The sequence below is a fragment of the Pseudomonas sp. IT-P12 genome (genome assembly GCF_949767465.1).
Taxonomy (GTDB): Bacteria; Pseudomonadota; Gammaproteobacteria; order Pseudomonadales; family Pseudomonadaceae; genus Aquipseudomonas.
The window spans coordinates 957,248-982,774 of sequence record NZ_CATKPY010000011.1 but is presented as its reverse complement, the minus strand read 5'-3'; the positions used below and the strand labels follow the sequence as shown (position 1 = coordinate 982,774).

20 protein-coding genes are annotated in these 25,527 nt (G+C 59.6%); 9 read left to right on the top strand and 11 right to left on the bottom strand.

Annotation, left to right across the window (positions count from 1 at the left end; translation table 11 throughout):
• The first annotated feature begins 165 nt into the window (after window positions 1–165).
• Complete coding sequence (locus tag ACM6IM_RS07550) at window positions 166–3,090, top strand: winged helix-turn-helix domain-containing protein (RefSeq protein WP_414864699.1); 2,925 nt, start codon at window positions 166–168, stop codon at window positions 3,088–3,090.
• A gap of 11 nt (window positions 3,091–3,101) precedes the next feature.
• Here the strand turns inward: ACM6IM_RS07550 and ACM6IM_RS07545 are convergent, their stop codons facing one another.
• The 3 genes from ACM6IM_RS07545 to ACM6IM_RS07535 all read right to left on the bottom strand — a co-directional run bounded on the left by ACM6IM_RS07545 (window position 3,102) and on the right by ACM6IM_RS07535 (window position 6,197).
• Window positions 3,102–3,755 carry a cysteine hydrolase gene (locus tag ACM6IM_RS07545; protein WP_225607214.1) on the bottom strand — a complete coding sequence of 218 codons (654 nt, stop codon included), beginning with the start codon at window positions 3,753–3,755 and terminating at the stop codon, window positions 3,102–3,104.
• A gap of 498 nt (window positions 3,756–4,253) precedes the next feature.
• Complete coding sequence (locus tag ACM6IM_RS07540) at window positions 4,254–5,078, bottom strand: SDR family oxidoreductase (RefSeq protein WP_201195923.1); 825 nt, start codon at window positions 5,076–5,078, stop codon at window positions 4,254–4,256.
• Between the two features lie 45 nt (window positions 5,079–5,123).
• Window positions 5,124–6,197, bottom strand: a complete 1,074-nt coding sequence (locus tag ACM6IM_RS07535) for an alkene reductase (RefSeq protein ID WP_414864698.1) — start codon at window positions 6,195–6,197, stop codon at window positions 5,124–5,126.
• Window positions 6,198–6,341: 144 nt separating this feature from the next.
• Between ACM6IM_RS07535 and ACM6IM_RS07530 the strand changes: the two genes are divergently transcribed.
• A complete protein-coding gene (locus ACM6IM_RS07530; protein WP_414864697.1) occupies window positions 6,342–6,827 on the top strand; it encodes a MarR family winged helix-turn-helix transcriptional regulator in 486 nt (161 codons plus the stop codon).
• 9 nt (window positions 6,828–6,836) lie between these two features.
• Here the strand turns inward: ACM6IM_RS07530 and ACM6IM_RS07525 are convergent, their stop codons facing one another.
• The gene (locus ACM6IM_RS07525) at window positions 6,837–7,691 is read right to left on the bottom strand and encodes an SDR family oxidoreductase (protein ID WP_414864696.1); all 855 of its coding nucleotides are present in this window, start codon (window positions 7,689–7,691) and stop codon (window positions 6,837–6,839) included.
• A gap of 144 nt (window positions 7,692–7,835) precedes the next feature.
• Between ACM6IM_RS07525 and ACM6IM_RS07520 the strand changes: the two genes are divergently transcribed.
• On the top strand, window positions 7,836–8,756 hold the full coding sequence (locus ACM6IM_RS07520) for a LysR family transcriptional regulator (protein ID WP_414864695.1): 921 nt from the start codon (window positions 7,836–7,838) through the stop codon (window positions 8,754–8,756).
• A 208-nt stretch (window positions 8,757–8,964) separates the two neighbouring features.
• Here ACM6IM_RS07520 and ACM6IM_RS07515 read toward each other — a convergent pair whose 3' ends face one another.
• The 3 genes from ACM6IM_RS07515 to ccoN all read right to left on the bottom strand — a co-directional run bounded on the left by ACM6IM_RS07515 (window position 8,965) and on the right by ccoN (window position 12,023).
• On the bottom strand, window positions 8,965–10,170 hold the full coding sequence (locus ACM6IM_RS07515; RefSeq protein ID WP_192308858.1) for an NAD(P)/FAD-dependent oxidoreductase: 1,206 nt from the start codon (window positions 10,168–10,170) through the stop codon (window positions 8,965–8,967).
• A gap of 188 nt (window positions 10,171–10,358) precedes the next feature.
• Entirely contained in the window at window positions 10,359–10,580 is a 222-nt protein-coding gene (locus tag ACM6IM_RS07510) for a cbb3-type cytochrome c oxidase subunit 3 (protein WP_414864694.1), read from the bottom strand.
• 15 nt (window positions 10,581–10,595) lie between these two features.
• A complete protein-coding gene (ccoN, locus tag ACM6IM_RS07505; RefSeq protein ID WP_414864693.1) occupies window positions 10,596–12,023 on the bottom strand; it encodes a cytochrome-c oxidase, cbb3-type subunit I in 1,428 nt (475 codons plus the stop codon).
• Window positions 12,024–12,358: 335 nt separating this feature from the next.
• On the opposite strand from ccoN, the gene ACM6IM_RS07500 reads away from it, so the two are divergent.
• Entirely contained in the window at window positions 12,359–13,900 is a 1,542-nt protein-coding gene (locus ACM6IM_RS07500; protein ID WP_414864692.1) for an ATP-binding protein, read from the top strand.
• 87 nt (window positions 13,901–13,987) lie between these two features.
• On the opposite strand, the gene ACM6IM_RS07495 is transcribed toward ACM6IM_RS07500, so the two are convergent.
• A complete protein-coding gene (locus ACM6IM_RS07495; RefSeq protein ID WP_192308304.1) occupies window positions 13,988–15,427 on the bottom strand; it encodes a catalase in 1,440 nt (479 codons plus the stop codon).
• A 177-nt stretch (window positions 15,428–15,604) separates the two neighbouring features.
• Window positions 15,605–16,435, bottom strand: a complete 831-nt coding sequence (locus ACM6IM_RS07490; protein ID WP_201191943.1) for an alpha/beta fold hydrolase — start codon at window positions 16,433–16,435, stop codon at window positions 15,605–15,607.
• 596 nt (window positions 16,436–17,031) lie between these two features.
• Here ACM6IM_RS07490 and ACM6IM_RS07485 point away from each other — a divergent pair.
• Both ACM6IM_RS07485 and ACM6IM_RS07480 read left to right on the top strand, forming a co-directional pair.
• A complete protein-coding gene (locus ACM6IM_RS07485) occupies window positions 17,032–19,257 on the top strand; it encodes a nitric-oxide reductase large subunit (RefSeq protein ID WP_414864691.1) in 2,226 nt (741 codons plus the stop codon).
• Between the two features lie 142 nt (window positions 19,258–19,399).
• Window positions 19,400–20,323, top strand: a complete 924-nt coding sequence (locus ACM6IM_RS07480; RefSeq protein ID WP_414864690.1) for a helix-turn-helix domain-containing protein — start codon at window positions 19,400–19,402, stop codon at window positions 20,321–20,323.
• Between the two features lies 1 nt (window position 20,324).
• Here the strand turns inward: ACM6IM_RS07480 and ACM6IM_RS07475 are convergent, their stop codons facing one another.
• Entirely contained in the window at window positions 20,325–20,996 is a 672-nt protein-coding gene (locus ACM6IM_RS07475; RefSeq protein WP_414864689.1) for a GntR family transcriptional regulator, read from the bottom strand.
• Window positions 20,997–21,065: 69 nt separating this feature from the next.
• Entirely contained in the window at window positions 21,066–21,800 is a 735-nt protein-coding gene (locus ACM6IM_RS07470) for an SDR family NAD(P)-dependent oxidoreductase (RefSeq protein ID WP_414864688.1), read from the bottom strand.
• 230 nt (window positions 21,801–22,030) lie between these two features.
• On the opposite strand from ACM6IM_RS07470, the gene ACM6IM_RS07465 reads away from it, so the two are divergent.
• The 3 genes from ACM6IM_RS07465 to ACM6IM_RS07455 are packed head-to-tail and all read left to right on the top strand — an operon-like array spanning window position 22,031 to window position 25,506.
• Entirely contained in the window at window positions 22,031–23,062 is a 1,032-nt protein-coding gene (locus ACM6IM_RS07465) for an ABC transporter substrate-binding protein (protein ID WP_192308298.1), read from the top strand.
• Window positions 23,063–23,119: 57 nt separating this feature from the next.
• Entirely contained in the window at window positions 23,120–24,187 is a 1,068-nt protein-coding gene (locus ACM6IM_RS07460) for a phosphotransferase (RefSeq protein WP_414864687.1), read from the top strand.
• Complete coding sequence (locus ACM6IM_RS07455) at window positions 24,184–25,506, top strand: aspartate aminotransferase family protein (protein WP_414864686.1); 1,323 nt, start codon at window positions 24,184–24,186, stop codon at window positions 25,504–25,506. Before ACM6IM_RS07460 ends, ACM6IM_RS07455 begins: the two co-directional genes overlap by 4 nt.
• Window positions 25,507–25,527: the final 21 nt, after the last annotated feature.

The window sequence follows — 25,527 nt, the reverse complement described above, 5'->3', positions numbered from 1 at the left end:
TGAATGCCCAGGTGGAAGCTGGGGCGGGCCTGACGGATTCCTCCAAAGCGTAACGCTCGGCAGTCCAAGTCGCGTGTCTGGGCAGATTTGCTAGAGTCTTTACTCGGTCAATCCGACTATCAATGGTTCCGCCACTTCCAGCGACCCTGAGCAGGTATTCGAATCATGCCCATTCAGTTTTCGGTTTCTGAGGATGCTCAGCGTTCTTCTTCAAGCGAAATTGTTTTTGGATGTTTTAGGCTGTTGCCTGCCCAGCGGTTGCTATTGAAAAACGGTGTGCCGGTGGAGATCGGTAGCCGTGCCCTCGATATCTTGATGGTGTTGGCCTCCAATGTTGGCAAGGTGGTCAGCAATGCCGAACTGATCAAAAGGGTCTGGCAGGACGTCATCGTCGAGGAGAGCAGCCTGCGGGTGCACATTTCGGCGTTGCGCAGAAAACTGGCCTGCGAGGGGGGCGATTCACGCTACGTGGTCAATGTTCCGGGGCGTGGCTACAGCTTCGTCGCAACCGTCTGCCCAGCGGGCTCTGCGATCTATGGTGAAATCAGGCCCACAGCGCAATGGACGACCGATCAGCTACCGCCTCGCCTCATTCGCATGGTGGGGCGAGAGGACACCGTTCTCTCACTCGCCGATCATTTGAAGAAACACCGTTTGGTCACGATCATCGGTCCGGGAGGAATGGGTAAAACCACGGTCGCCGTCGCGGTGGCGCACAGCCTGTCGGTGCATTTGGACGGTGATCTGCATTTTTTCGATCTCGGCTCGGTGACCGATCCCGCGCTGCTGGAAGGCACGCTGGCGTCGGCCTTCGGCGTGCTGGGCAACGGCAACGATATTGGCCGTGAACTGGTCATGTTGTTGCAGAGCAGGCGTCTGCTGCTGGTGCTCGACAACTGCGAGCACTTGATCGACGCCACGGCGGCCCTGGCCGAGAAACTGTTTCTTGGCACCTCTGAGGTGCATATCCTGGCCACCAGCCGTGAGCCCCTGCTGGTGGAAGGCGAATTCGCCTATCGCCTTGGCCCGCTGGCATGTCCGCCCGAGCAGGGCAACTTGTCAGCGGCGAGCGCACTCTCGTTTGCTGCGGTGCAGTTGTTTGTCGAACGCGCTTCCAGCAGCGGCAATGAATTTATCCTCAATGACTGCGATGCCCCCGTGGTGGCCCACATCTGCCGCCAACTCGATGGTGTTGCCCTGGCCATCGAGTTGGGCGCCGGGCGGGTCGATGCCTACGGCATCCGCGGCACGGCCGAACTCCTGAACAATCGCTTCAGACTGTTCTGGAGCGGCCGGCGCACTGCGCTGCCGCGGCATCAGACGCTCTTTGCCTTGCTCGACTGGAGTTACAACCTGCTGTCCGAGAAAGAGGCTTCAGTGATGCGCAGGCTGTCGGTGCTGCGCGGTGGTTTTGCGCTCGGCACCGCCCTGAAAATGGTACTGGAACCCGGAGAGGATGAACTGCAGGTCATCGATACGATTGGAAGACTGGTCGCCAAATCGCTGATATCGGCGGAATGCAACGGGCGAACGATGAGTTATCGCTTGCTGGATACCACACGGGTCTACGCCCTTGAAAAACTGCGGGTGAGCGGTGAGGCCGACGCGATCTTGCAGCGTCACGCGTTGTTTCAGATCGTGCTGTTGGAGCAATCGGGCGTCAATTCGGTGTCCTTCCTGGACCACGAACACACCCATCGTCACCTTGAACATCTGGGCGGTTTGCGAGCAGCGCTGGAATGGGCTTTTTCCGAGGAAGGTGATCTGGCGATCGGTGTGCGGCTTGCGGTGGTATGCGTCCCGTTGTTTCTCGGCCTGTCGCTGCTGGATGAGTGCCAACGCTGGAGCGAGCAGGCATTGGCTGCGTTGGACAGCTCGCGCAGTCACTCCCATGAGCGGGTCCTGCAAGAAGCGCTGGCCATTTCCCTGATGTTTACCCACGGCAACACGCCTGCGGTTCACAAGGCGTTGATCCGCGGGATAGAGCTGGCGGAGAGGCTCGGAGATGCCCCGGGCCAATTGCGTCTGCTGGCGGGATTGAACATTTTTCTGACGCGGGCAGGGGACTTCAGAGGCGCTCTGAAAGTCGCTCACAAGAACATGGAAGTCAGCACGCGACTGTCCGATGCTGCCGGCATCGCCATGGCGCAATGGATGCTTGGCGTATCCTGTCACCTGGTCGGCCAGCAGGCGCCGGCTGAGCGCTGGTGTACGGCCGGGTTGGCCATGGTGACGGCGCAACCGGATGGCGATGCCATTTACTTCGGTTACGACCATCGGGTCAGGGCATTGGTGTCTTTGGCCCGGACTCTGTGGTTGCGGGGCGAACCTGATCGGGCGGTGTCCATTGCCCATCAGGCGTTGGAGGTTGCGCGAAACCTGAGGCATCCGGTGACCCTGTGCATTTCGCTCATCTACGTATCGACCGTATTTCTGTGGGTCGGAGACTGGACGACCGCTGGGCAGACCATCGATAACCTGACGCTCAACGCCAAAAAGAATGCGCTCAAACCCGATCAGGCCGTGGCAATGGGGCTCAGGGGTATCCTGTTGATGCGTCAGGGTAAGTTGGATACCGGGGTGACACTGCTGAAGGATTGTCTGGATGTTCTGGCCGAGGAAAATCATCAAATCCTCAGCACGATGTTCATGAAGGGGCTGGCCGAAGGGCTGGCGTTGAAGGGTGAGTTCGACAAGGCCCAGGACATGATCGATCAGGCTCAATGCGTGGTCGAAAGTAGCGGGGAGACCTTCGATACTCCGGAAGTCTTGCGCATTGCGGCACAGATCCAGGCGACGCGAGCGCCACCGGATCTTGAGCGCGCCGAGTTGATCCTTCAGCGGTCGCTGGATTGCGCGCGCCGTCAGTCGGCTCTGGGTTGGGAGCTACGCTCAGCCATAACGTTGGCGCGGATGTACACAGCACAAGGCCGAAATGTCGAAGCGGGCGACATACTCGGTGCTGTTTACAGACGATTCAGCAGCGGCTTCGATTCGGTGGATTTGCGCAGCGCACGGCAATTGCTCCTGCAACTGCCTCATACCGCCAGCCAGAGTCTTCAAACCTTCGGTGCATGCATCGAATCATGACCCGGTCTTGCTCAGGCTTTTCCCCCCAGCATGGCGACGGTCTCTTCGGTCGTCCACAAGGCGTTGGCCATGAAACGGTAGTTGACCAGCGCCGACGCGTAGCCGTCGCCTTCCGGAAGTTTCGGTCCGGCCACGGCGTCCCTGACCACGGCGACTTCGAAGCCTTGTTCGAGGAGATCGCGCAGGTGTGATTCGACGCACAGGTTGGCCAGCATGCCCACTAGGATCACTTGGGACACCAGCTGTTTACGCAGCTGCAAGGTCAGGTCGTTGACCTGCGGCCCGTACAGTTTGTGCGGCGAGCAAACGATGGTCTTGTTGTCTTCGATGTAGGGTTTGAATTCGGGCATGAAATCACTGCCTGAACCGACGAAGCCTTCCAGGCTCAAGGCGCTGGGGCGATCGAAAATCTTGATGTCGTGCTGGAACTGCTCGGCAGGGCCCTGAACCTTCCACTTGTGATCATGCGGGTAGTAATAGTGCGGCGAGATGGCCACGGTGATATCCGCGGTCTTCGCCGCCTTGAACAAACGCAGCAGGTTCGGCACCAGATTTTGTTCGGTCACGCTCTCGCCGACAACGCCCCAGGCTTTGCCCTTGTCACTCATGAAATCGATTTGCGGGTCGATGACCACCAGCGCCGCACGGGAGATGTCGAGTTTCATCGACGACTTGGGCAGCGCCGGGTCCTTGGGATCTGCGTACTTTTCCCGGGCTGAGGCAACAGTCTTGTCGGCGGCGAAGACGGGCAGGGCGGTAGCGGCGGTAGCGGCCATGGCACCAACCACGAAAGCGCGTCGACCGATGGGGCGGAATGTGTCGGACATGATGTTCTCCAGTTTCCAACGGCTGTGAATGTGAAAACGACCCGGCTGCAGCGATCCCATGCTGGATGCATAGATCTCGAAATCATTGGGGAAGGGATCAAGTCACTGGATGGTCACGGCATTGTTCGACGCGCGCTCGTTAAGAGTTGTGAATCGTTGTTACTGACCCCGGTGGCAAACAGTACGAAGCCTGAGTGCTGCGGTATTCCCAAGGACTCAAAGTCTGTTCGCCCGGTCAATCACTGCCGTTGGGAAGAGGGAACGAGATCATCAGATGATGTTCGGGGAAGCCCTGTCATCAGTAAACTGATGACAGGGCGATAGGGGAGGGAAACATCACTGAATCTGTTTGCTGATTTCCGACGTGGCGTGAGCGTATCGATCACCGCTCAGGGCTGATCGTGCGGATGGCGACGTGACCCAATGCTCCAGACACATGGCACCGATGTAATCGGGAGCGGCGGGAACGATTGAGCACGGCTGCAGTCGAGCACCAAAATAAGTGGCTGCCTGGTCCGTTTCCGCCTGCCGTGGGTCCTGTGTCAGATCGAAAAAACGCTTGAACCAGTGCTCAAAGGATGCGGACTCAAGGCCTGCAATGGAGACAGCGCTGTTCCTGGGCGGTGCCAATGCAATGGCGGCCAGCGCAGTCGCTACGTCGTCAGCGGCGATGGGACGAAACAGCGCATCGGGTAATCCAGTCGTTTCGCCTTTAGTGAATCCGGCGGCTATGGTCGGCAGGAATTCGAAAAACTGAGTCGCCCTGGCGATTGTGAAAGGAACCCCTGAGGCCCTTGCCAATTCTTCCTGGCCCAGTTTGGCATCGAAATAAGGATTACCCCTGACACCGTCTACACCGACGATGGACAGGGTAACGTGATGCTTGACGCCTGCGGCCAGCTCCGCCGCATAAATATGCTCTGCGGAGGCGCGGAAGAATGTCTTCAATGTCTCTGGATCAAAGGTGGGCACGTCAGACACGTCCACCACGACATCAGCGCCTTGGAGTGCCTCCATCAGGCCTTGACCTGTTGTGGTGTCCACATGGGTACGCCGTGACGCTGCGATAACCTCCAAACCAGCCTCCTTCAGCCGGGTTACCACCTTGGCGCCGATCAAGCCACTACCACCGAAGACAACGGCTTTTTTATATGCAGACATATCAATCTCCATCAAACAGGGTTTGGACCTCAATAACAGGATCGCTTACCAAACATCGTGTGAAGCCAGCGTAGGGTAGTCGGTGTAACCCTGCGAGCCGCCGCCGAAGAAAGTTGCGCTATCCGCAGTATTCATCGGAGCCCCCATTTGCAGGCGATTGACGAAGTCCGGGTTGGCCAGCACGTGCCCGCCATAAGCTTCCATATCCGCAAGGCCCGCCGCAACATCGGCACCGACTTGCTCACGCAGCCGGCCAGGACGATTAAGGATCAACGTCTGATGCCAAAGCGTGCGTAGATCGGCCAGTAATGCAGAATTACCCCAGTCCATTACATCCAGGTAGGCGAGCCCGAGTCTGTTCAGTTCTGCAGTCAGATAACGGTACAGGGCCGGACCTTCCGGTCCTTCATCCAAACCACCCAATGTGGCCCCGGGCGATATGCGGATACCGGTGCGGTCAGCACCGATTTCATCAACCACGGCCTTCGCCACTTCGAGGGCAAAGCGCGCACGGTTCTCGATGGAGCCGCCATAGGCGTCAGTACGTGTATTGGCGTTGGGTGCAAAGAACTGCTGGACCAGGTAGCCGTTTGCCGCGTGAATTTCCACACCATCCGCCCCCGCCTCAATGGCACAACGGGCAGCGTGACGAAAATCGGCAATTGTCTGTTGAACGTCTTCCAGCGTCATGGCGCGCGGCACGGGCATGTCTTTCATGCCTTCTACTGTATGAATCTGCTCCTGGGTTGCGATGGCGGATGGCGCCAATGCTTGCAGGTGGCCCGGCACGTTGTCGGGATGCGACATGCGACCCGAATGCATGATCTGGATAAAGAGATGCCCACCTTTTTCATGGACGGCGGATGTGACCCTGCGCCAGCCTTGAATGTGTGCATCCGTGTAGATACCGGGAGTGGCGACAGTGCCTTGCCCTATGTCGGATGGCTGCGTGGCTTCAGTCACGATCAACCCCATGCTGGCGCGCTGGGCATAGTACTCAGCCATCAGTTCAGTTGGCACACCGTCGGCAGTGGCGCGACTGCGGGTCATGGGTGCCATCACCAGGCGGTTCGGCAGTGCATAGGCGCCCAAGCGAATACGGGAAAAAATCTCTTGCATCTGGAATAACCTCTCGTCAGTAGCAAAGGTGGATGGAATGCCCGGCTGCCTCAAGAGATCGCGCCAGCATTATCTCGACGTCGAGATAAAATGTAGGGGGTGATGTATCTTGATGTCAAGACAAATACGCAGTAGTATCGACCAATGGATCAAGTAGACAAATTAATTGAGCAATGGCGTGTGGCTCGTCCCGATTTGGACGTGACCACCATGGGGACGATTGGTCGCCTTTCACGGGCGACCAAACGTATTCATACCGTCGTGGAAGAGACCTTTGCCTCATTCGGCTTGAACATGGCCGGGTTCGATGTGTTATCTGCGTTGCGCCGCTCAGGCCCGCCTTACGCGTTGTCTCCGGGGGATTTGCTTGCCTCGATGATGATCACTTCCGGCACGATGACCAACAGGATCGACCAGTTGGAAAAAGCGGGACTGGTCAGTCGAACCCCTGATCCGGGCGATGCTCGCAAAGCCATCGTGTGTTTGACACCGGAAGGTTTGCAGCGAATCGATGAAGCGATCGTGCAACACGTCGCAACCCAGCGCCGGATTTTGGCTGGGTTGACTGCCGAGGAAGTCGCGCAACTTGATGGGTTGTTGCGCAAGCTGTCGCAAACTCTCGGCGTCTAGCCACTCACTTTAACGGTTGAAGCCGTCACCGTTGCAAGCACACGGACCAAATCGCTCGCGCATCATGGCCATGTAAGATTCTTCTTCGGTTTCACGGCGCGCCCGCACCATTGATTCGATATCGTGGGTCGCTAAATAACGCAAACGGCCAGTGCCATCGTTCGCCGCATCGAAAATGACTCGTGCCACGTCTTCGGAGGTTGACTGGCTCTGTTCGCGCAAGCCTTCAAATACCTCTGCCGTGTGGCTGATGAAAGCGTTGTAGTCAGCAGGCGCGCACACTTGAGCCACCTCACTCGCTGAACGAGCCCCGAACCCCGTGCTGATTACTCCACCAGGTTCAACAATTTTCACTACGATTCCTTGAGACGCCAGCTCATAAGACAACGACTCTGAAAAGCCTTCCAAGGCAAATTTGCTGGAAGTGTAGATCGAGAGCATCGGAAGTCCGAACACTCCAGCTCCGGAGCTGACGTTAATGACCACACCGGACTTACGCTGGCGCATATGCGGCAGGACCTGCCGGGTGACCTCCATCGCACCAAACAGATTCACGTCAAATTGTTCTCGAATTTTCGCATTCGAAGTGCCCTCGAACACGCCGAACAAACCAAATCCGGCGTTATTGATCAAGACATCTATCTGGCCGAATCGGGCCATTCCGGCGTTGATCGTCTCCTCGACACTGACCGTGTCCTGCACATCAAGACGGGTGACGATCACATTGGATAAAGATGCCAGTTCATCACCGTTGGCGATGTTGCGCATGCTGGCAATGACGTTCCAGCCTTGAGCTGCGAACAGCTCAGCGGTGGCACGCCCAAAACCGCTAGAAGCGCCAGTTATGAGGACGGTTGAAGTCATGAGATTACTCCCGATGGGTTTGATGTTCGCCCCATGCAACGAAACCGTACGGCTTCGTCGAGGCGTTACACCTGCACCATAATTTCACGCACTGGCGCAAACAATCGGGCTAGTATGGGATGAACTAATGCAAGAAATAGCACAATGCGAAAAGCCGGATTGCAGGATCTCAACGCCGTAGTCGCCTTGGCTCATCATCGGAGTTTTCGTCGAGCCGCTGTCGAGCTTGGCCTCTCCCCCTCGGCAATGAGCCACGCCATTGCAATGCTCGAACAACGAATGGGCGTACGGTTGTTCAATCGCACAACTCGCAGTGTTTCATTGTCAGAGGCCGGGGAACAGTTTCTAGCCCGGGTCCAGCCGGCGCTGGCAGACATCTCCAGTGCAATGGAGGCCGTAAATCAGTTTCGTGAGACGCCGAGTGGCAATCTGCGCATCAATGCTTCCGAGGGTGCAGTTCAAATGATCATGGCGTCGGTGGTTGCCGAGTTCCTTCGGCGCTACCCCGACATGCGTCTGGAAATCGTCACCAGTACAGCATTGGTGGACATCGTGGCCGAAGGCTTCGACGCCGGCATTCGAATGGGCGAAAGCGTGCCGCTTGATATGGTTGCAGTTTCCTGTAGCCCACCGTTGCGTTTCGCCGTAGTTGGCTCATCCGCCTATTTTGCCCAGCACCCGGCACCTCAAACGCCGGAAGACTTAAGGAGGCACAACTGCATCCGCACTCGATTTGCCAGTGGGGCACTCTACCGGTGGGAGTTCGTAAAACGGGGCCAGCAGCAGGTTATCGATGTCGATGGCACGCTGACTCTCGACAGCCAGCACTTGATTGTGGATGCAGCGCTCAAGGGGATCGGCATCATTTGTGTAAACGAATCTTCAATTGCCGAACATTTGGACGCTGGGCGCCTTATACGTACGTTGGAGGACTGGACGCCGGCTTATCCGGGACTATGTGTCTTTCACCCCGCAAACCGCCATGTGCCAGCCGGTCTTCGAGCTTTTATCAACCTGGTGCGTGAGATGAAGGTGACCTTCACGAAAGATCCCACACTCGTCTGATTCTCACTTTTCAGGAAGGCCTTCGAAAGCGCCAATTAGAACAACAGCGCTCAGCACGGGCCCGCTAAAAGGCCCCATGTGAGGTGAGTAATGTGGGCATAAAAAACTGGATTGACGCATGAACGCCAATCCAGTTCTATTTTCAATCGCGCAGTTGCAGTTGCAAGGCGCATTTCAAATCATCTGGCTAACGTGTTGAGTTGGAGGCTCAAGCCACGACGGGAATCAGCGGGTCGGCCGCTTGAAGTGCGATTTCCCGATCCGCTGCCGGAGGGTAAATCCACTGGGTGTTGATTTGGACTTTCAGCTCCTTGCCTTCCTGGCCGGTCAGCACCACTTTACGCTCCCAGCCCTCGGTGTACACCGCACCCCAGCCGCCCAGGTCCAGGCAGGTGACGTACTTGGGCTGGCTATAGGCAATCGGTTCGACACCAAGCAGATCCGCGGCTGCGTTGTTGCCGGCGGAGCGGCCCAGGGCGATCGCGTGCTGGCAGGTCATCAGGGCGTGGTTACCCTGGTCGTCCACGGCAGCGTAGGCAGTGTCGCCGGTGGCGTAGATGGCGTCCTGGCCGAGCACCTTGAGGTTGCGGTCAACATGCAGGCGTCCCTGCGCGTCGCGTTCGCCATCGATTTGCCGGGTCAGCGGTGACGCTTTTACGCCCACGGCAAAGATCACCGTGCTGGAGGCAATTCGTTCGCCGTTGGCGAGATGCACACCGTGTTCATCGACCTTGGCAACTGGGCTCCCGAGGCGCCAGTCAACGCCCAGACTGGTGCTTGCGTCAGCGACGACCTTGGCGATTGCTTCGCCCATTGACCCGCCAATCTGCTTGGCCATATCCACCACAATCACACGGAAATCGGCCTGCTCGCCCAGGATGGCACGCAGGCGGGCCGGCATTTCGGTGGCGGTTTCAATACCGGTAAAGCCACCGCCGACTACGACCACTGTATTGCGGGCAGCGCTTTCCGGTTGCTGAGCCAATTGTTGCAGATGCGCTTCCAATCGCTGCGCTGACTCCAGGCTATCAACATCAAAGGTGAAGCGCTCGATGCCCTCCAGCGGCGGACGGGCCACTTGGCTGCCGGAGGCCAGGATCAGGCGATCAAAGTACAGCTCGGCATCGCCACCCGAGGCATCGCGATAGCTGACGCGCTGGCCGTCGGCGTCAATCTGCGTGGCGCTTCCTTGCACAAAGCGCACGCCAACAGCATCGAACAACGGGCTGAGCGGGGCGACGGTGCTGGCCAGGTCGGTTTCATAAAAACGTGGGCGCACGCGCAGTTCCGCTTGGGGGGCAAGCAGAGTCACACTGATGTCAAGGCGCTTGTGTTGATCCAGCAGGCGCACGGCACTGAGTGCGCTCCACATTCCGCCGAAGCCGGCCCCGATGATCAGGATTTGTTGTTTCATATTATGAGTTCCCGTGGTGTGTTGGCGCTGATTGAAAACTGAACTATTGCGAACTGCTGACCTTTGCCGGCAATGTTTTGGGCCGGGTGGAATCCTCTTTCAGGCTATGTGAGCTCGTCGAAATCCACCGAATAACTGCGCTTCCCCATTGTTTCCAAGTATTTCCTTCATCCCCGGAAGTCTTTGCTTCACATCTCCAGGTTCATCCAACCGACTTTGGCCTCTTCAGGCGCCACCGCCTTGACGACCTTGCCGGTGGCCCGTTCCACGCGCTGGGCGACTTCCGGGTCATCGGCGAAGGGGATCAGACTGGCCTCCTCCAGGCTCTGCTTCGTTTCCCGTTTCAGGCAGCACTCGACCGTTAGCCACAGGCTTGCAACGAACAGAACCCCCAACAAGATTTCGGGCATCTCAAGCTCCTTTCTTCAGGCAATCTGCGCTTCACGTTCGGCCAGGCGCACGTCCGCCACCCGCACGGTGCGCCAGACGTTGTAGGCCATCAGCAGCATGCCGCTGAGGAAGAACACGCCACCGGCGAAGCGCACCACAAAGCCGGGGTGGCTGGCCTGCAAGGCTTCGACGAAGGAGTAGGTCAGCGTGCCGTCGTCGTTGATCGCGCGCCACATCAGGCCCTGGGTGATGCCGTTGACCCACATCGAGGCGATGTACAGCACGGTGCCGATGGTCGCGAGCCAGAAGTGCAGGTTGATCAGCGGGGTGCTGTGCATCTGCTCGCGCCCGAAGACTTTGGGCACCATGTGGTAGGTGGCGCCGAAGGTGATCATCGCCACCCAGCCCAGGGCACCGGCGTGCACGTGGCCGATGGTCCAGTCGGTGTAGTGGGAGAGGGCGTTGACGGTCTTGATCGCCATCATCGGCCCTTCGAAGGTCGACATGCCGTAGAACGCCAGGGACAGCACCAGGAAGCGCAGGATCGGGTCGCTGCGCAACTTATGCCAGGCGCCCGAGAGGGTCATCATGCCGTTGATCATGCCGCCCCAGCTGGGGGCCAGGAGGATCAGCGACATCGCCATGCCCAGCGACTGCGCCCAGTCGGGCAGGGCGGTGTAGTGCAGGTGGTGCGGCCCGGCCCAGATGTACAGGGTGATCAGCGCCCAGAAGTGCACGATGGACAGGCGATAGGAGTAGACCGGCCGGCCGACTTGCTTGGGCACGAAGTAATACATCATGCCGAGAAAGCCGGTGGTGAGGAAAAAGCCCACGGCGTTGTGGCCGTACCACCACTGGACCATGGCGTCGGTGGCGCCGGAATACACCGGGTAGGACTTGAACCAGTCCACCGGGATCGACAGGTGATTGACCACGTGCAGCATGGCGATCACCACGATGAACGCGCCGAAGAACCAGTTGCCGACGTAGATGTGCCTGGTCTTGCGTTGCACCACGGTGGTGAAAAACACGATGGCGTAGGCGACCCAGACCACCGCCATCCACACCGCGCCGGAGAACTCGATCTCGGCGTATTCCTTGGTGGTGGTGTAGCCCAGCGGCAGGGTGACCAGCATGATCACGATCACCGATTGCCAGCCCCAGAAGGTGAAGGCGGCGAGGGTGTCGGAGTACAGGCGCACCTGGCAGGTGCGCTGCACGGCGTAGTAACTGGCGGCGAACTGGGCGCTGCCGGCGAAGCCGAAGATCACCAGGCTGGTGTGCAGCGGTCGCAGGCGGCCGAAGGTGGTCCAGGGCAGGTCGAGGTTCATCTCGGGCCACACCAGTTGCGAGGCGATCCACACCCCCATTGCCATCCCCACCACGCCCCAGAACACGGTCGCGATGACGAATTGGCGGACGACCTTGTAGTTGTAGGCCGGGTTATTTATCACTGTGCTCATCGTGCATATCCATCCATCAGGTCACAGGATGGTCACGGCATTGCTCGACGTGCGCTCGTTAAGAGTTGTGAATCGTTGTTGTTTGCGCCGCTGGCAGGGGCGAACCGGTTGCGGGAGAGTCGGAGCAATAATTGCAAAAAACTCAGCAATATGTGCAAAGCCCGGGACGCCAAATTTGTTGATAGTGAAACGGGTTTTACGATTAAGTTGTTGATTGAAAGCGTATTTATGCCTGCTTGCCGGTGATTGTATGGTCGGGTAGCCGCGAATAATAAAAGTCGTCAGTGGCAAAAGGGTCGTGGAGAACTCCTGCCATGACTACGGAGGTATACGCCTTGAGTGCAGCAGCAGAAGACGGTTTCGACGTGGTGTGGAGTTTTGGGCCCTTCCGTTTGTATCCAGTAGAAAGGCGCCTGGAGCGCTCCGGGGAATCCATCGCTATTGGTAGTCGCGCACTGGATATCCTGGTTGTCCTGGTGAAGGAAGCGGGGAGTGTCATCAACAAGCGAACGCTGATGACCAAGGCCTGGAAGAACATCGTTGTTGATGAAAGCAACTTGCGGGTCAACATCGGGCTGCTGCGTAAAATTCTTGGGGAGGGGGAAAATGGCGCTCGCTACGTCGCCAATGTCCCGGGGCGTGGCTACAGTTTTGTGGCGAAAGTCACCCGCTTGAATGTGATGGCTCGCCTGGAACTGAAGACCGATCAACGTGCCTCGGGTGACGCCGTACCTCGCCGCACAGGTCAGATGGTCGGGCGAGGCAGTGACCTTTGTTTATTGGCGAACGCGATCCTGCTGCATCGCTGTGTATCGATTATCGGCTCGGGCGGCCTGGGTAAATCGATGCTGGCCGCGGCGTGTGCCAGTCATCTGCAAGCCGAGTTCTCCACCGCTGTGCATTACCTTAATCTTGATTCGCTCGGCCAGGCGCAGCCCGTGGTGCCCGCGCTGTTGACGATGTTCGGACTTGAGCAGGACGGGGCCGACCCGGTCACGGCCATCGCGGCAAAATTCGTCGCAAGCCGTGCTGTCCTGATCCTGGACAATTGCGATGGTTTTCTAGAGAGCGTCGCGACCCTGGTCGAGGCGCTCAGCGAAAGCCGCACTGAGTTACATGTGCTGGTGACGATCCGTGAAGCCTTGCGGGTCGATGGTGAGTTCGCCTATCGCCTCGGTCCGCTGGATGTGCCTCCCAGGGAGCTGAAGCTGTCGGCCGTGGAGGCGCGGGCTTATTCGGCGGTCGAGCTTTTTATCGATAAATGCCTGGCGAACGGGCACCTGTGCGAGCTGCCAGACGAAGAGGTGGCGCAGATGATCGAGATCTGTCTGCGACTCGACGCCAATCCGCTGGCAATTACCCTGGCGGCTTCGCGTGTGGCGACCTTCGGACTCACCGGCACCCTCGCGCTGCTCGATAGCAGCTGCCGGCTGCACTGGACCGGGCGACGCAATGCGGTCTCCCGGCACCGGACGCTGGAAGCGCTGCTCGATTACAGCTTTCACGCCCTCAATGCCCAGGAGCAGGCGTTATTCCTGCGCCTGGCGGATTTTGTCGGGGTGTTCAGCTTGAGTGATGTTCAGGCCATGGATCATTCCGACTTGCCGGATTTCGCCATGCTGATGGGCGTACTCGATGCGCTGGTCGGCAAGTCACTGCTGGTGCCTCAATCCACCGCCAGCGGCACCATGGACTTTCGCTTGCTGGAAACCGTGCGGATCTATGCGCTTGAGAAAACCATCAAACGCGAGGGCGGAAAGCGCGAGGCCACCTTGCACTACGAACATTCCGGTCATGGCCAGAGTCCTTGGTGCAGCGCCGCCAAACCAGATTTGGAGCTGGAACCGTTCAACCTGTTTGGCAATGCAGCCTTGTAGATATTCGGTCTGGGTGTCATGCCTTGTGGCGCGAGTCGGCTCGCACCACAAGGCAATCCCGGTTTGGCGACGGGCGTTGTCAGTGCCTTAGCCGAGCGCCGCCAACGCGCTCGCGACGCCTGCACCGTAACCGACATCAGCCTTGTTGCAGTTGGCAATGTGGCGCAATTGAACCTCCCGTGTCACCGATTGCAGTGAACGTGCGGTGTTTTCGAATAGCGCCTGTTTCTCCTGGTCGTTCATCTGTCGGAACAGATTGCCGGGTTGTTCATAGTGATCGTCGTCAACGCGGTGGTCCCAGTGACCGGCAGCACCGGAGAGCTCCAGTGGCGGCTCGCGCCATTCAGGCTGATCCAGCCATTCGCCCCGTCCGTTGGGTACGTAGGACAGCGTGCCGCCATGGTTGCCGTCGACACGCATGGCACCGTCACGATGGAAGCTGTGCACCGGGCACTGGGGTTGATTGACCGGGATCTGGTTGTGATTGACCCCCAGGCGATAGCGTGCAGCGTCGCCGTAGGAGAACAGGCGTGCCTGGAGCATGCGGTCCGGCGAAAAACCGATGCCGGGTACGATATTGGCCGGGCTGAACGCGGCTTGTTCAACGTCGGCAAAGACGTTTTGCGGGTTGCGATTGAGCTCGAAGAACCCAACTTCGATCAGCGGATAGTCGCCATGGGGCCAGACCTTGGTGAGGTCGAACGGGTTCACCGGATGGGCCTGTGCCTGGGCCGGCGTCATCACCTGTATGTACAGGGTCCAGCGTGGAAAGTCTCCCGCTTCGATGCTATCGAACAGGTCGCGGTGATGACTTTCACGATCTTCACCCACCAGCTGTCTGGCTTGTTCATCGCTCAGGTTTGCAATGCCTTGCTGGGTCTTGAAGGTGAACTTGACCCAGTGTCGTTCATTGTTGGCATTGATCAGGCTGAAGGTGTGGCTGCCAAAGCCGTGCATGTGTCGATAACTGCGAGGAATCCCGCGCTCGCTCATGACGATGGTCACCTGGTGCAGCGCTTCGGGCAGTGACGACCAGAAGTCCCAATTGTTCTGGGCGCTGCGCATGCCGGTGCGCGGATCGCGTTTGACGGCGTGGTTGAGGTCTGGGAAACGCAGCGGATCGCGAAAGAAAAACACTGGGGTGTTGTTGCCCACCAGATCCCAGTTGCCTTGTTCGGTATAGAACTTCATGGCGAAACCGCGAATGTCCCGTTCGGCATCGGCCGCACCGCGCTCGCCCGCTACCGTGGAGAATCGGGTGAACATTGGCGTTTGTTTGCCGACCGCACTGAACAGGTCGGCCCTGGTGTAACGGGTGATGTCGTGGGTCACGGTAAATGTGCCGAAAGCACCCGCGCCCTTGGCGTGCATGCGCCGTTCAGGGATCACCTCGCGATCGAAGTGCGCCAGTTTTTCCAGCAACCAGACGTCTTGCAGCAAGGCGGGACCACGGGGGCCGGCGGTTTGGGTGTTGAAGTTGTCAACGACGGGAGCGCCGTTGGCCGTTGTCAGTTTGTGATTCGACATGGCGTAGCCTCTCGATGGTGCAATAAAAAGAGCTACGGATAACGACGACAGAGTCCGGGCTGAGGTGATCACCAGTCGCCATCAGAATCTCTCGGGTTCATCCGGCATAAGCGGTAAGAACCTGGCGTTACCCGTAGCTAAAGAGGGGGGAGCGTACTGAGGATGCGTTGGTTGAGGTCAGCTGCGCAGGAAGGCCAGCAGGTCCTGGTTGCACTGATCCTTATGGGTCTCGGTCAAGCCATGCGGGGCACCCGGATACACTTTCAACAGGGCGTGGGGCACCAGCTTCTTCGAGGCGCGGCCCGCCGCGTCGATCGGCACGATCTGGTCGTCATCGCCATGGATGATCAGCGTTGGCTTGTCGAATTTTTTCAGGTCTTCGGTGAAGTCGGTTTCCGAGAACGCCTTGACAGAGTCGAAAGTATTCTTGAACCCGCCTGTCATGCCCTGCATCCACCAGGCGTCAATCATGCCCTGGGAGGTCTTGGCGCCCGGGCGGTTGAACCCGTAGAACGGCCCGGCCGGGATGTCCTTGAAGATTTGCGAACGGTCGGCCAGCATGCCGTTGCGGATGCCGTCGAAGACTTCGATCGGCAGGCCGCCCGGGTTTTTCGCGGTTTTCAGCATCAGTGGCGGTACGGCTGAAATCAGGCCGATCTTCGCTACGCGGGAGGTGCCGTGGCGTCCGATGTAGCGCGCGACTTCACCGCCACCGGTCGAGAAACCGATCACGGTCACGTTACGCAGGTCCAGCGTATTGATCACGGTGGCCAGGTCATCGGCGTAGTGATCCATGTCGTTACCGTCCCAGGGCTGGCTCGAGCGGCCATGACCGCGGCGGTCGTGGGCAATCACACGAAAGCCCTTGGATGCCAGGAAAAAAGCCTGGTAATCCCAGCTGTCAGCGTTCAATGGCCAACCATGGCTCAAGGTTACGACCGGGCCATCCTTCGGGCCCCAATCCTTGTAGTAAAGCTCAACACCTTCTTTGGTCGCGATGGTTGCCATGCCCTGGGTTCCTTTTGCATTGGAGGGAGCGGTTTTAACGGAGGCCGCTGAAGCGGAAGCCGGCAAGGCAGCCACGACCGCCGTCGCCAAGCCACCCAGCAACAAGTTTCGACGCACTGTTTCGTCAGGTGAAAGTGAGGAATCGTCTGCCATGGGAAATGCTCCTGATTAATCCGGATCAAGCTGAACAATTTGCCTGCTTACTATGGTTTAGTCCGTTGTAATGCGGTGTTAAAGGGTGCAAATAGTTGTGATGGCTTGTTGGCTTCAGGGGTAATTCGATGTTTTGCTGATAGGGTGTTAATTGCTGTATTAGCGGTATTTTTCAATATGGGTGGTGCACGGTATTTATAGCTAAAAAGGCTCTGTGCCGAGGGTTTCACGAAATGGAATGATTGCTCGGGTTGACTTCGAGTAATGGGTTCGTGTTCGCCGTTACATAACGGTATCCAAAGAAAAAATATAAATGAATAAACAGTCATGTACGGATGCGCGAGAAATAAACGCATGCCTTGGCATTCGACCGTATTGGCAAATTGAGGTGACATATGGGTGAGTATCGAAAGTTATGGTGGTACCTGATCGGGATATTAGGCGTGACTTTTTGCCTGCTCGGTTGGTTCGGGCGTGAGATCTATCGCCAGGCCCCGCCGATTCCCGAGCGAGTGCAAAGTGCCAGCGGCCAATTGCTGTTTCAGTCCGTGGACATTCTTGATGGCCAAACCGCCTGGCAAAGTGTCGGCGGCATGCAGCTGGGCTCGATCTGGGGTCACGGTGCGTACCAGGCGCCGGACTGGACGGCCGATTGGCTGCACCGCGAACTGCTCGCCTGGCTGGACCTGGCGGCACAGCAGGGTTATGGCAAAGCCTACGCCGAGATCGATGGCGATCAGCAAGCCTTGCTGCGTCATCAACTCAAGCGCGAATACCGCGGCAACCGCCTGGTCGATGGCACCTTGGTGCTCAGTGAACGCCGCATCCAGGCGATCCGGCAGACGGGCGCCTATTACGATGCGCTCTTCGGTGGCGATCCATCGCTGAGTAGCAGCCGCCAGAGTTTCGCGATGAAGGAGGTGACGATGCCTGACCCGGCCCGGCGTCAGCAGCTCACTCACTTTTTCTTCTGGACCGCCTGGGCCGCCGCCACTGAGCGTGACGGACTGAACGCGACCTACACCAACAACTGGCCCCATGAACCCCTGATCGATAACAACGCCACGGCCGAGAACATGGTCTGGTCGGTCATCAGCATCGTCGTACTGCTGGCGGGCATCGGCTTCCTGGTCTGGGGCTGGGCGTTCCTGCGTAACCACAAGGAGGGCTCACCCACGGTGCCTGCGCAGGATCCTCTGAGCCTGATCACCCTGACACCGTCGCAAAAAGCCCTTGGCAAATATTTGCTGCTGGTCGGTGCACTGTTCGGCTTCCAGGTCATGATGGGCGGCGCGACCGCGCACTACACCGTTGAGGGCCAGGATTTCTACGGCCTGCCGCTGTCGAAGTGGTTCCCCTATTCGCTGACCCGGACCTGGCATCTGCAGAGCGCGATGTTCTGGATTGCCACCGGTTTCCTCGCCGCCGGGCTGTTCCTGGCGCCATTCATCAACGGCGGCAAAGACCCCAAATACCAGAAGCTGGGCGTGGACCTGTTGTTCTGGGCCCTGGTGCTGGTGGTCGTGGGTTCCTACACCGGCAACTTCCTCGCCATCGCGCAACTGATGCCCGTCGAATGGAGTTTCTGGCTCGGTCACCAGGGTTACGAGTACGTCGACCTGGGCCGCCTGTGGCAGATCGCCAAGTTTGCCGGGATCGTGTTCTGGCTGGTGCTGATGCTGCGCGCGATGGTGCCTGCCCTGCGCCAGCCCGGTGACAAAAACCTGCTGGCGCTATTGGCCTGTTCGGTGATTGCCATCGGCCTGTTCTATGGCGCGGGCCTGTTCTACGGCGAACGCACCAACCTGTCGGTCATGGAATATTGGCGCTGGTGGGTCGTGCATCTGTGGGTCGAAGGCTTCTTCGAAGTGTTCGCCACCACCGCGCTGGCGTTCATCTTCACCAGCATGGGCCTGGTGTCCAAGCGCCTGGCGACGACCGCGACGCTGGGGTCGGCCTCGCTGTTCATGCTCGGTGGCGTGCCCGGCACCTTCCACCATATCTATTTTTCCGGCACCACCACACCGGTGATGGCGGTCGGCGCGACGTTCAGTGCACTGGAAGTGGTCCCGCTCATTTTGCTGGGTTATGAGGCCTGGGAAAACTGGCACCTCAAGGAACGCGCGGCGTGGATGACGAAAATTCGCTGGCCGCTGCAGTTTTTCATCGCCACCGCGTTCTGGAACATGCTCGGGGCCGGTGTCTTCGGGTTCCTGATCAACCCGCCGATTTCGCTGTATTACATCCAGGGCCTGAACACTACGCCACTGCACGCCCACGCCGCGTTGTTCGGCGTCTACGGCTCGCTGGCACTGGGCTTCAGCCTGCTGATCCTGCGTTACCTGCGGCCGAACCTGCAGTTCAACGATCGCCTGATGAACACCGGTTTCTGGTGGCTCAACGGCGGGCTGGCGCTGATGATTTTCACCAGCCTGCTGCCCATCGGCATCCTGCAGTTCTATGCCAGCGCCAGCCAGGGCTTGTGGTACGCCCGCAGCGAGGCGTTCATGCAACAGGACCTGCTGCAAACCCTGCGTTGGGTGCGCACCTTCGGCGACATCGTGTTCCTGGTCGGCGCGTTTGCGGTGATCTGGCAAATCACCAAAGGGTTGCTGGGAACCTCCGAGAGAGCAGGGGCCTCAGCGGTGGGGATCATCACTCGGCCTTAGCCAAGGCTCAAGACGGGAAACGTCAGGCGCATCGAACCGCCTGGCGTTTTTGTATCGGCCATTCGCCTGCCGGTTGCCAGGAAGGCGCCCGGAGTGTGAGACTTCGCCGGACCCTTGAACGACTGGGCCCAGAGAAGTCTCGATGCCGCTCCTTCGCTATAAACTCGAAAAATACAGTTCATCCGGATTGCTGCTCTCGTCGGCAGACCGCAACTGGAAGGGCCTGCTTGCCGAAGTGCGCAGCCATAGCGACGGTGTTATCGCCAAAAACACCCGCCAACCGACCACCGAACTGGTACTCGATGCCCGGGGCGACAGCGGCTCGGTGGTGACCCGCAAGGCCTACGATGTCATCGAGCAGACACCGACCCGGCGCGGAATGGCGTGGATCTGCCCCAAAGGCATTCAGGAAGACCTGGTCCTGCTCTCGGCGCGCATGCCCGATCTGTTGCACGTGCACCTGGGAGCCGAGCATTTTTCTGCCGAGGCGCTGGGTGAATGTTTCGATGGCAGCGAGTATTTGACGATGCGCTTTGAGCGCGGGTTTGAAGACGATCTGATCGCCAGTATCGGCAATGCCATCCTCATGGAAATGCAGCATTCGACGCCGTCGGGGAAGTTGCTGGTCGAGTCGCTGGCGTGCAGCGCCGCCGCCCGGCTCATTCAGCGATTTACCAGTGCCGCGCCGGCTCGCCTCGCATCACTGGAGCGTGTGCCCAATCCAGGGGTCAAACGCATTCGCCAGGTGATGGATTACATCGAGGACAACATCGAGGCGAATATCAGCCTCGACGACCTGGCTGCCGTGGCGTATCTCAGCCGCTTTCATTTCGCCCGTTCTTTCAAGGCTGTCACCGGCAAGACGCCGCAGCGCTACGTCAACGAGCGGCGTATGGAGCGCGCGAGGTACCTGCTCACCTATAGCGCTCATTCTGTCGCCGAGGTGGCGATGATCCTGAGTTTTTCTTCCCAGGCGACCTTCAGCCGGGCTTTCCGCCAGCACACAGGAAGGACGCCAAACGAGTTCGCACGGCAATCACGGGCCAGACGCCCGACCATTCGTTGAGTCAGACGCTCTGTTCGATGTACTCGAGCATCTTCTGGTTACCATCGAGAATGTCGCAGCAGATCGCCTTGCGCGCCGCCGCGCCGTCGCGCCGTTTCAGGGCTTCGAGCACTTCCCAGTGATGGTCGATGGCCATCCGCTCGTTGAAGTTGCCGTAGGCCCGCGCGATCAGCGGGCCGGTGCGCATCCACAGGCTGTCCAGCAAACCGGCCAGCACGGGCATGCCGGCGATGGTGGTCAGTGCGTAATGAAATTCCTGGTTGCACTTGAGCGCTGCCTGCAGGTCCTGGACGTTGATGGCGGCGATGTTGCGTTCGATGCAGCCTTGCAGGTCGTCGAGCTGGTTGTCGGTGACCAGCGACGCGGCGGTTTCAGCCGCCAGGCCCTCGAGTGCCAGCCGGATGCTGCGGATTTCGCCGTACTGCGCGGCCGTGAGGATCGGCACGCGGATGTCTCGCGGGGTCTTGAGGATCAACGCCTGTTCCTTCGCCAACTGCAGGATCGCATCGCGTACCGGCGTGACACTGGTGCCCAGTTGCTCCGCCAGGTCGCGGATGCGCAACCGGTCGTCGGGCTGGAAACGTCCCGTGATCAGGGCCTCGCGCAGCAGCTCATAGATGCCGCTGCCCAGGTAGGAGTGCTTGAGGGTCTGAATGGGGTAGGGGTTGCTCATTGGTCGCTCGTCTACGGCGGATGCCCGGCCCGAATGATGGGAGTTTCCGGCCGGGATTTCCAGACTATTTCAAACGTGCTGGCCTCCGTTGACATGGATTTCCGAGCCATTGATATAGGACGCGCCGCGGGTGCACAGAAAATGCACCAGGGACGCGACTTCTTCGGGCTTTCCAAGGCGATGCATGGGGATTTGCTGGTCGACGATCAGCTCCGTCCCGGCCGACAGGATGGAGGTCTCGATTTCGCCCGGGGCAATCGCGTTGACCCGCACGCCGTGGGGTCCGAAGTCGTGCGCCATCTCTCGCGTCAACGCGGCCAGCGCCGCTTTCGAGCAGGCATAGGCAACCCCGGCAAAGGGGTGTACCCGGGAGCCGGCAATCGAGGTGACGTTGATCACCGAGCCCTGCGCAGCTTTGAGTTCATCAAACAGCCCCTGGGCGAGCAGGGCCGTGGAAAACAGGTTGACGTTGAAGACGCTGAGCCAGGTGGCGTAGTCGGACTCCAGCACGCCCAGTCGCGCGCCGGCCTCGCCCTTGGGTGAAATGCCTGCGTTGTTGACCAGCGCATCCAGACGCCCGCCGAGTTTTTCGCGGATGGCCGGGAGGCTGCGACGGACCTCGTCGATGTCTTCCAGGTCCAGGTGGATGTGGTTCAGCAGTCCCTCCGCCCAGGGGCAGCCTTCGGTCCAGTCGTGTCGGGACGCGGTGAAGACGCGCCAGCCTGCGGCGTTGAAGTGCTTCACCGTGGCATGGCCGATACCGCGGCTCGCACCAGTGAGGAGGAGGGTTCGTTGTTCGGTCATGCAAGGCGCTCCTGGGGTTGGATGGCAGTGATCAGACTATACCAATAAAAATTATGATGCATCATATTCTGAATATGGTACTAATGAGCCGCGCCTCGGGATCGATCCCGGGTGCCGGCCACCAGGTGCATGACACCCGGCGCTGACCGAAACACTGCTGCCAAAAACAAAAAAACCACCTGCCATCCCTTAAAGCTGCCGCCAACGCACGTAGCGAATCGGAGAGACGCATGAACCGGAAAATTGCAGCTGTACTGATGCTTGGAGCCCTCGCCGGCCCTCTGAGCGCAGCCGAAAAACTCACCGTGGTGTCGTTCGGCGGCAACAACCGCCAGGCCCAGGAAAAAGCGTTCTACAAGCCGTTCACTGCACAGAAGAATGTGGCGGTCACCGCCGACGACTACAACGGCGAAATGGCCAAGATCAGGGTCATGGCCGACACCGGCAAAACCAGTTGGGACGTGGTTGAAGTCGAGTCACCCGAACTGCTTCGCGGTTGCAGCGAAGGTCTGTTCGAGCCGCTGGACTGGTCTCGGATCGGCAAGAAAGAGGATTTCCTCCCGGCGGCGGTCAGCGACTGCGGCGTCGGTATCTTCATTTGGTCTACCGTACTGACCTACGATCCGAAAAAACTCGCCAGTGCACCGCAAGGCTGGGCGGATTTCTGGGATGTGAAGAAATACCCCGGCAAGCGTGGCCTGCGGCGTGGCGCCAAGTTCACCCTTGAGTTTGCCCTGCTGGCAGACGGCGTCGCCAAGGAAGACGTCTACACCTTGCTCGGAACCGAGGAGGGCGTTCAGCGGGCCTTCCGCAAGCTGGACCAGATCAAGCCCGATATCCAGTGGTGGGAGTCCGGCGCGCAGCCGTTGCAGTGGCTGGCGGCGGGCGACGTGGTGATGACCTCGGCCTATAACGGGCGTGTCACCTCGGCGCAGGCCGAGGGGCAGTCCTTCGAGATGCAGTGGAACGGCAGCCTGTACGACCTGGATCACTGGGCGATCGTCAAAGGCTCACCGAAGAAGGCGCTGGCTGAAAACTTCATCGCGTTCGCCAGTGCACCGGTCCAGCAAAAGAACTTCGTCGAGGCCATCCCCTATGGACCAAGCAACACAAACACCATCGCGCTGGTCGATGAAGCCGTGGGCAAGAAGTTGCCGACATCACCGGACAACCTGAAGAATGCACGGGCGACGGACGCCGAATTCTGGATCGATCACGGTGAAGACCTGGAAGAGCGCTTCATCGCTTGGGCCAACAAGTAATGCAAGGGGCCTGTGCCTGTACGCGCAGGCCCCAGTCACCGAGGCGAGGAGTCATCAATGCCGCTTGAGAATGTATTTGCTGAAGCCTGTCTGCTGGAGGCGGCACCTGCCCGGGTCAGCGAGGCGCAGGTCCATGAAGCCCTCCGGCAGCACTATGCGATCAGCGGGAAACTTGAGAGGCTGGGCGGCGAGCGCGACCTGAATTTCCGGGTCATCCTCGCGGACGGTTCGTCCCGTCTGTTCAAGCTTTCCCATCCGCTGGAAAACCCGGATGTCGTCGATTTTCATAACCAGGCCATGCGTCAGATCGAGCGACACGATCCCGCACTGCCCGTGCAGCGTGTCTATCCGTCGCTGAGTGGCGGGTTCGTCGAATCGGTCGAGATCGAGGGCCAACGCATGCTGGTGCGCTTGCTGTCGTTCGTCGACGGCCTGCCGCTGCACCGCGTTGCCTGCACCTGCGAGGCGTTCCGGCAGAACCTGGGGCAAGCACTGGCCCGCTTCGATCTGGCCTTGAGCGGCTTCAGCCATCCGGCTGCCGGGCATGTGCTGCTGTGGGACATGCAGCATGCACAGCGCCTCAGGCCGCTGCTCGACTACATCGAGCCGGGGTTGCGTCGCGACAGGGTTGAACACAGCCTGGACCGGTTTGAAGAGCAGGTGCTGGCGAGCGCCCCCACGCTGCGCCAGCAGGTGATTCATAACGACATGAATCCGCACAACATCATTGTCGACCCCGAGCACCCGGATGTCCTGCGCAACATCCTGGATTTCGGTGACATGGTCCGGGCGCCGCTGGTCAACGAAGTCGCGGTGGCGGCCTCTTACCAATTGGGTGTGTCGGGTGATGTCCTGGCCCCGGCACTGGACATGATCCGCGCCTATCACCGGGTCAACCCGCTGCTGGGCGAAGAACTTGAACTGCTGCCGGTGTTGATCTCGACGCGCCTGGCGTTGTCGCTGTGCATCAATTTCTGGCGGGCGGACCTGCACCCGGATAACCGCGCGTACATTTTGCGCAATGCCCATCGCGCCCAGGAAAGCCTGGCAGGCCTGTCCTCGGTATCCCCGGCGCATATCCACGACCGAATACTGGCCGCTTGCACTCAGGAGGTTGGCGCATGAGCATGATCAACGGTTTCACCGCCGGGGATGCCGATCGTCTTTCAGACACGGAAAAACGCCTCATCGAACGCCGGGAGCGCCTGCTCGGGCCGGCTTACCGACTGTTTTACGAGCGACCGTTGCACACGGTGCGCGGCGAAGGCGTGTGGCTGTACGACGAACAGGGTCGCCGTTATCTCGATGCCTACAACAACGTGGCGTCCGTGGGGCATTGCCATCCACGGGTGGTCGAGGCGATGACCCGGCAAGCCGCGCAATTGAACACCCATACCCGTTACCTGCAGGAAGGCGTGCTGGATTACGCCGAACAGCTGCTGGGCACCTTTCCCGAGGACCTCGAGCGGGTCATGTTCACCTGCACAGGCAGCGAAGCCAACGACCTGGCATTGCGCATCGCCAAACAGTTCACCGGCGGCACCGGCGTGATCATCACCCGGTTCGCCTACCACGGCGTCACGGGCGATATCGCCGAGTTGTCGCCGTCCCTGGGCCCGAGCATGATCCTGCCGCCGCACGTGCGCAGGGTCCGTGCACCCGATGCCTATCGGCTGGGGCAGGAGGCTGTCGCCTCGACCTTCGCCGCCGATGTGCGGGCGGCGATCGAAGACTTGCGCGCGCACGGCATCCGCCCGGCCGCGATCCTGCTCGATGGCATCTTCGCCAGCGACGGTGTCCTGGCGGACCCTGCCGGGTGCATTGCCGAGGGGATTGCGCTGGCCCAGGCCGAAGGGCTGTTGTACATCGCCGATGAAGTGCAGGCTGGTTTCGCCCGGACCGGTCTGAACCTGTGGGGCTTCGAGCGCCACAACGTGCGCCCCGACATCGTCACCATGGGCAAGCCGATGGGCAACGGCCAGCCCATTGCCGGCCTCGTCGGGCGGGCCGAGGTGGTCGATCATTTCGGCAAGAACATGCGTTATTTCAACACCTTCGGCGGCAACCCGGTGTCCTGCGCGGCAGGCCATGCGGTGCTGAACGTCATACGTGACGAACAGCTGCAACAGCGCTCGCACACGATGGGCCAATACCTGCTGGCAGGTTTCCAGCAACTGGCCGAGCGTTACCCGATCATCGGCGACGTGCGCGGCGCAGGGCTGTTCCTGGGCGTCGAACTGGTGACCGACCGCGCGACCCAAAGCCCGGCCGCCGCCCAGACCCGCCAGGTGGTCAACGCGATGCGCGAGCTGGGGGTGCTGATCAGCGCCGCCGGACCACTGGAAAACGTGCTGAAAATCCGTCCGCTGCTGGCGTTTGAACGCGAACATGCGGATTTGTTGCTGGACGTCGCGGGCAAGGCGTTGGCGGGCGTCGAACCGTAAGCGGCGGGCCCAACGCCTGTC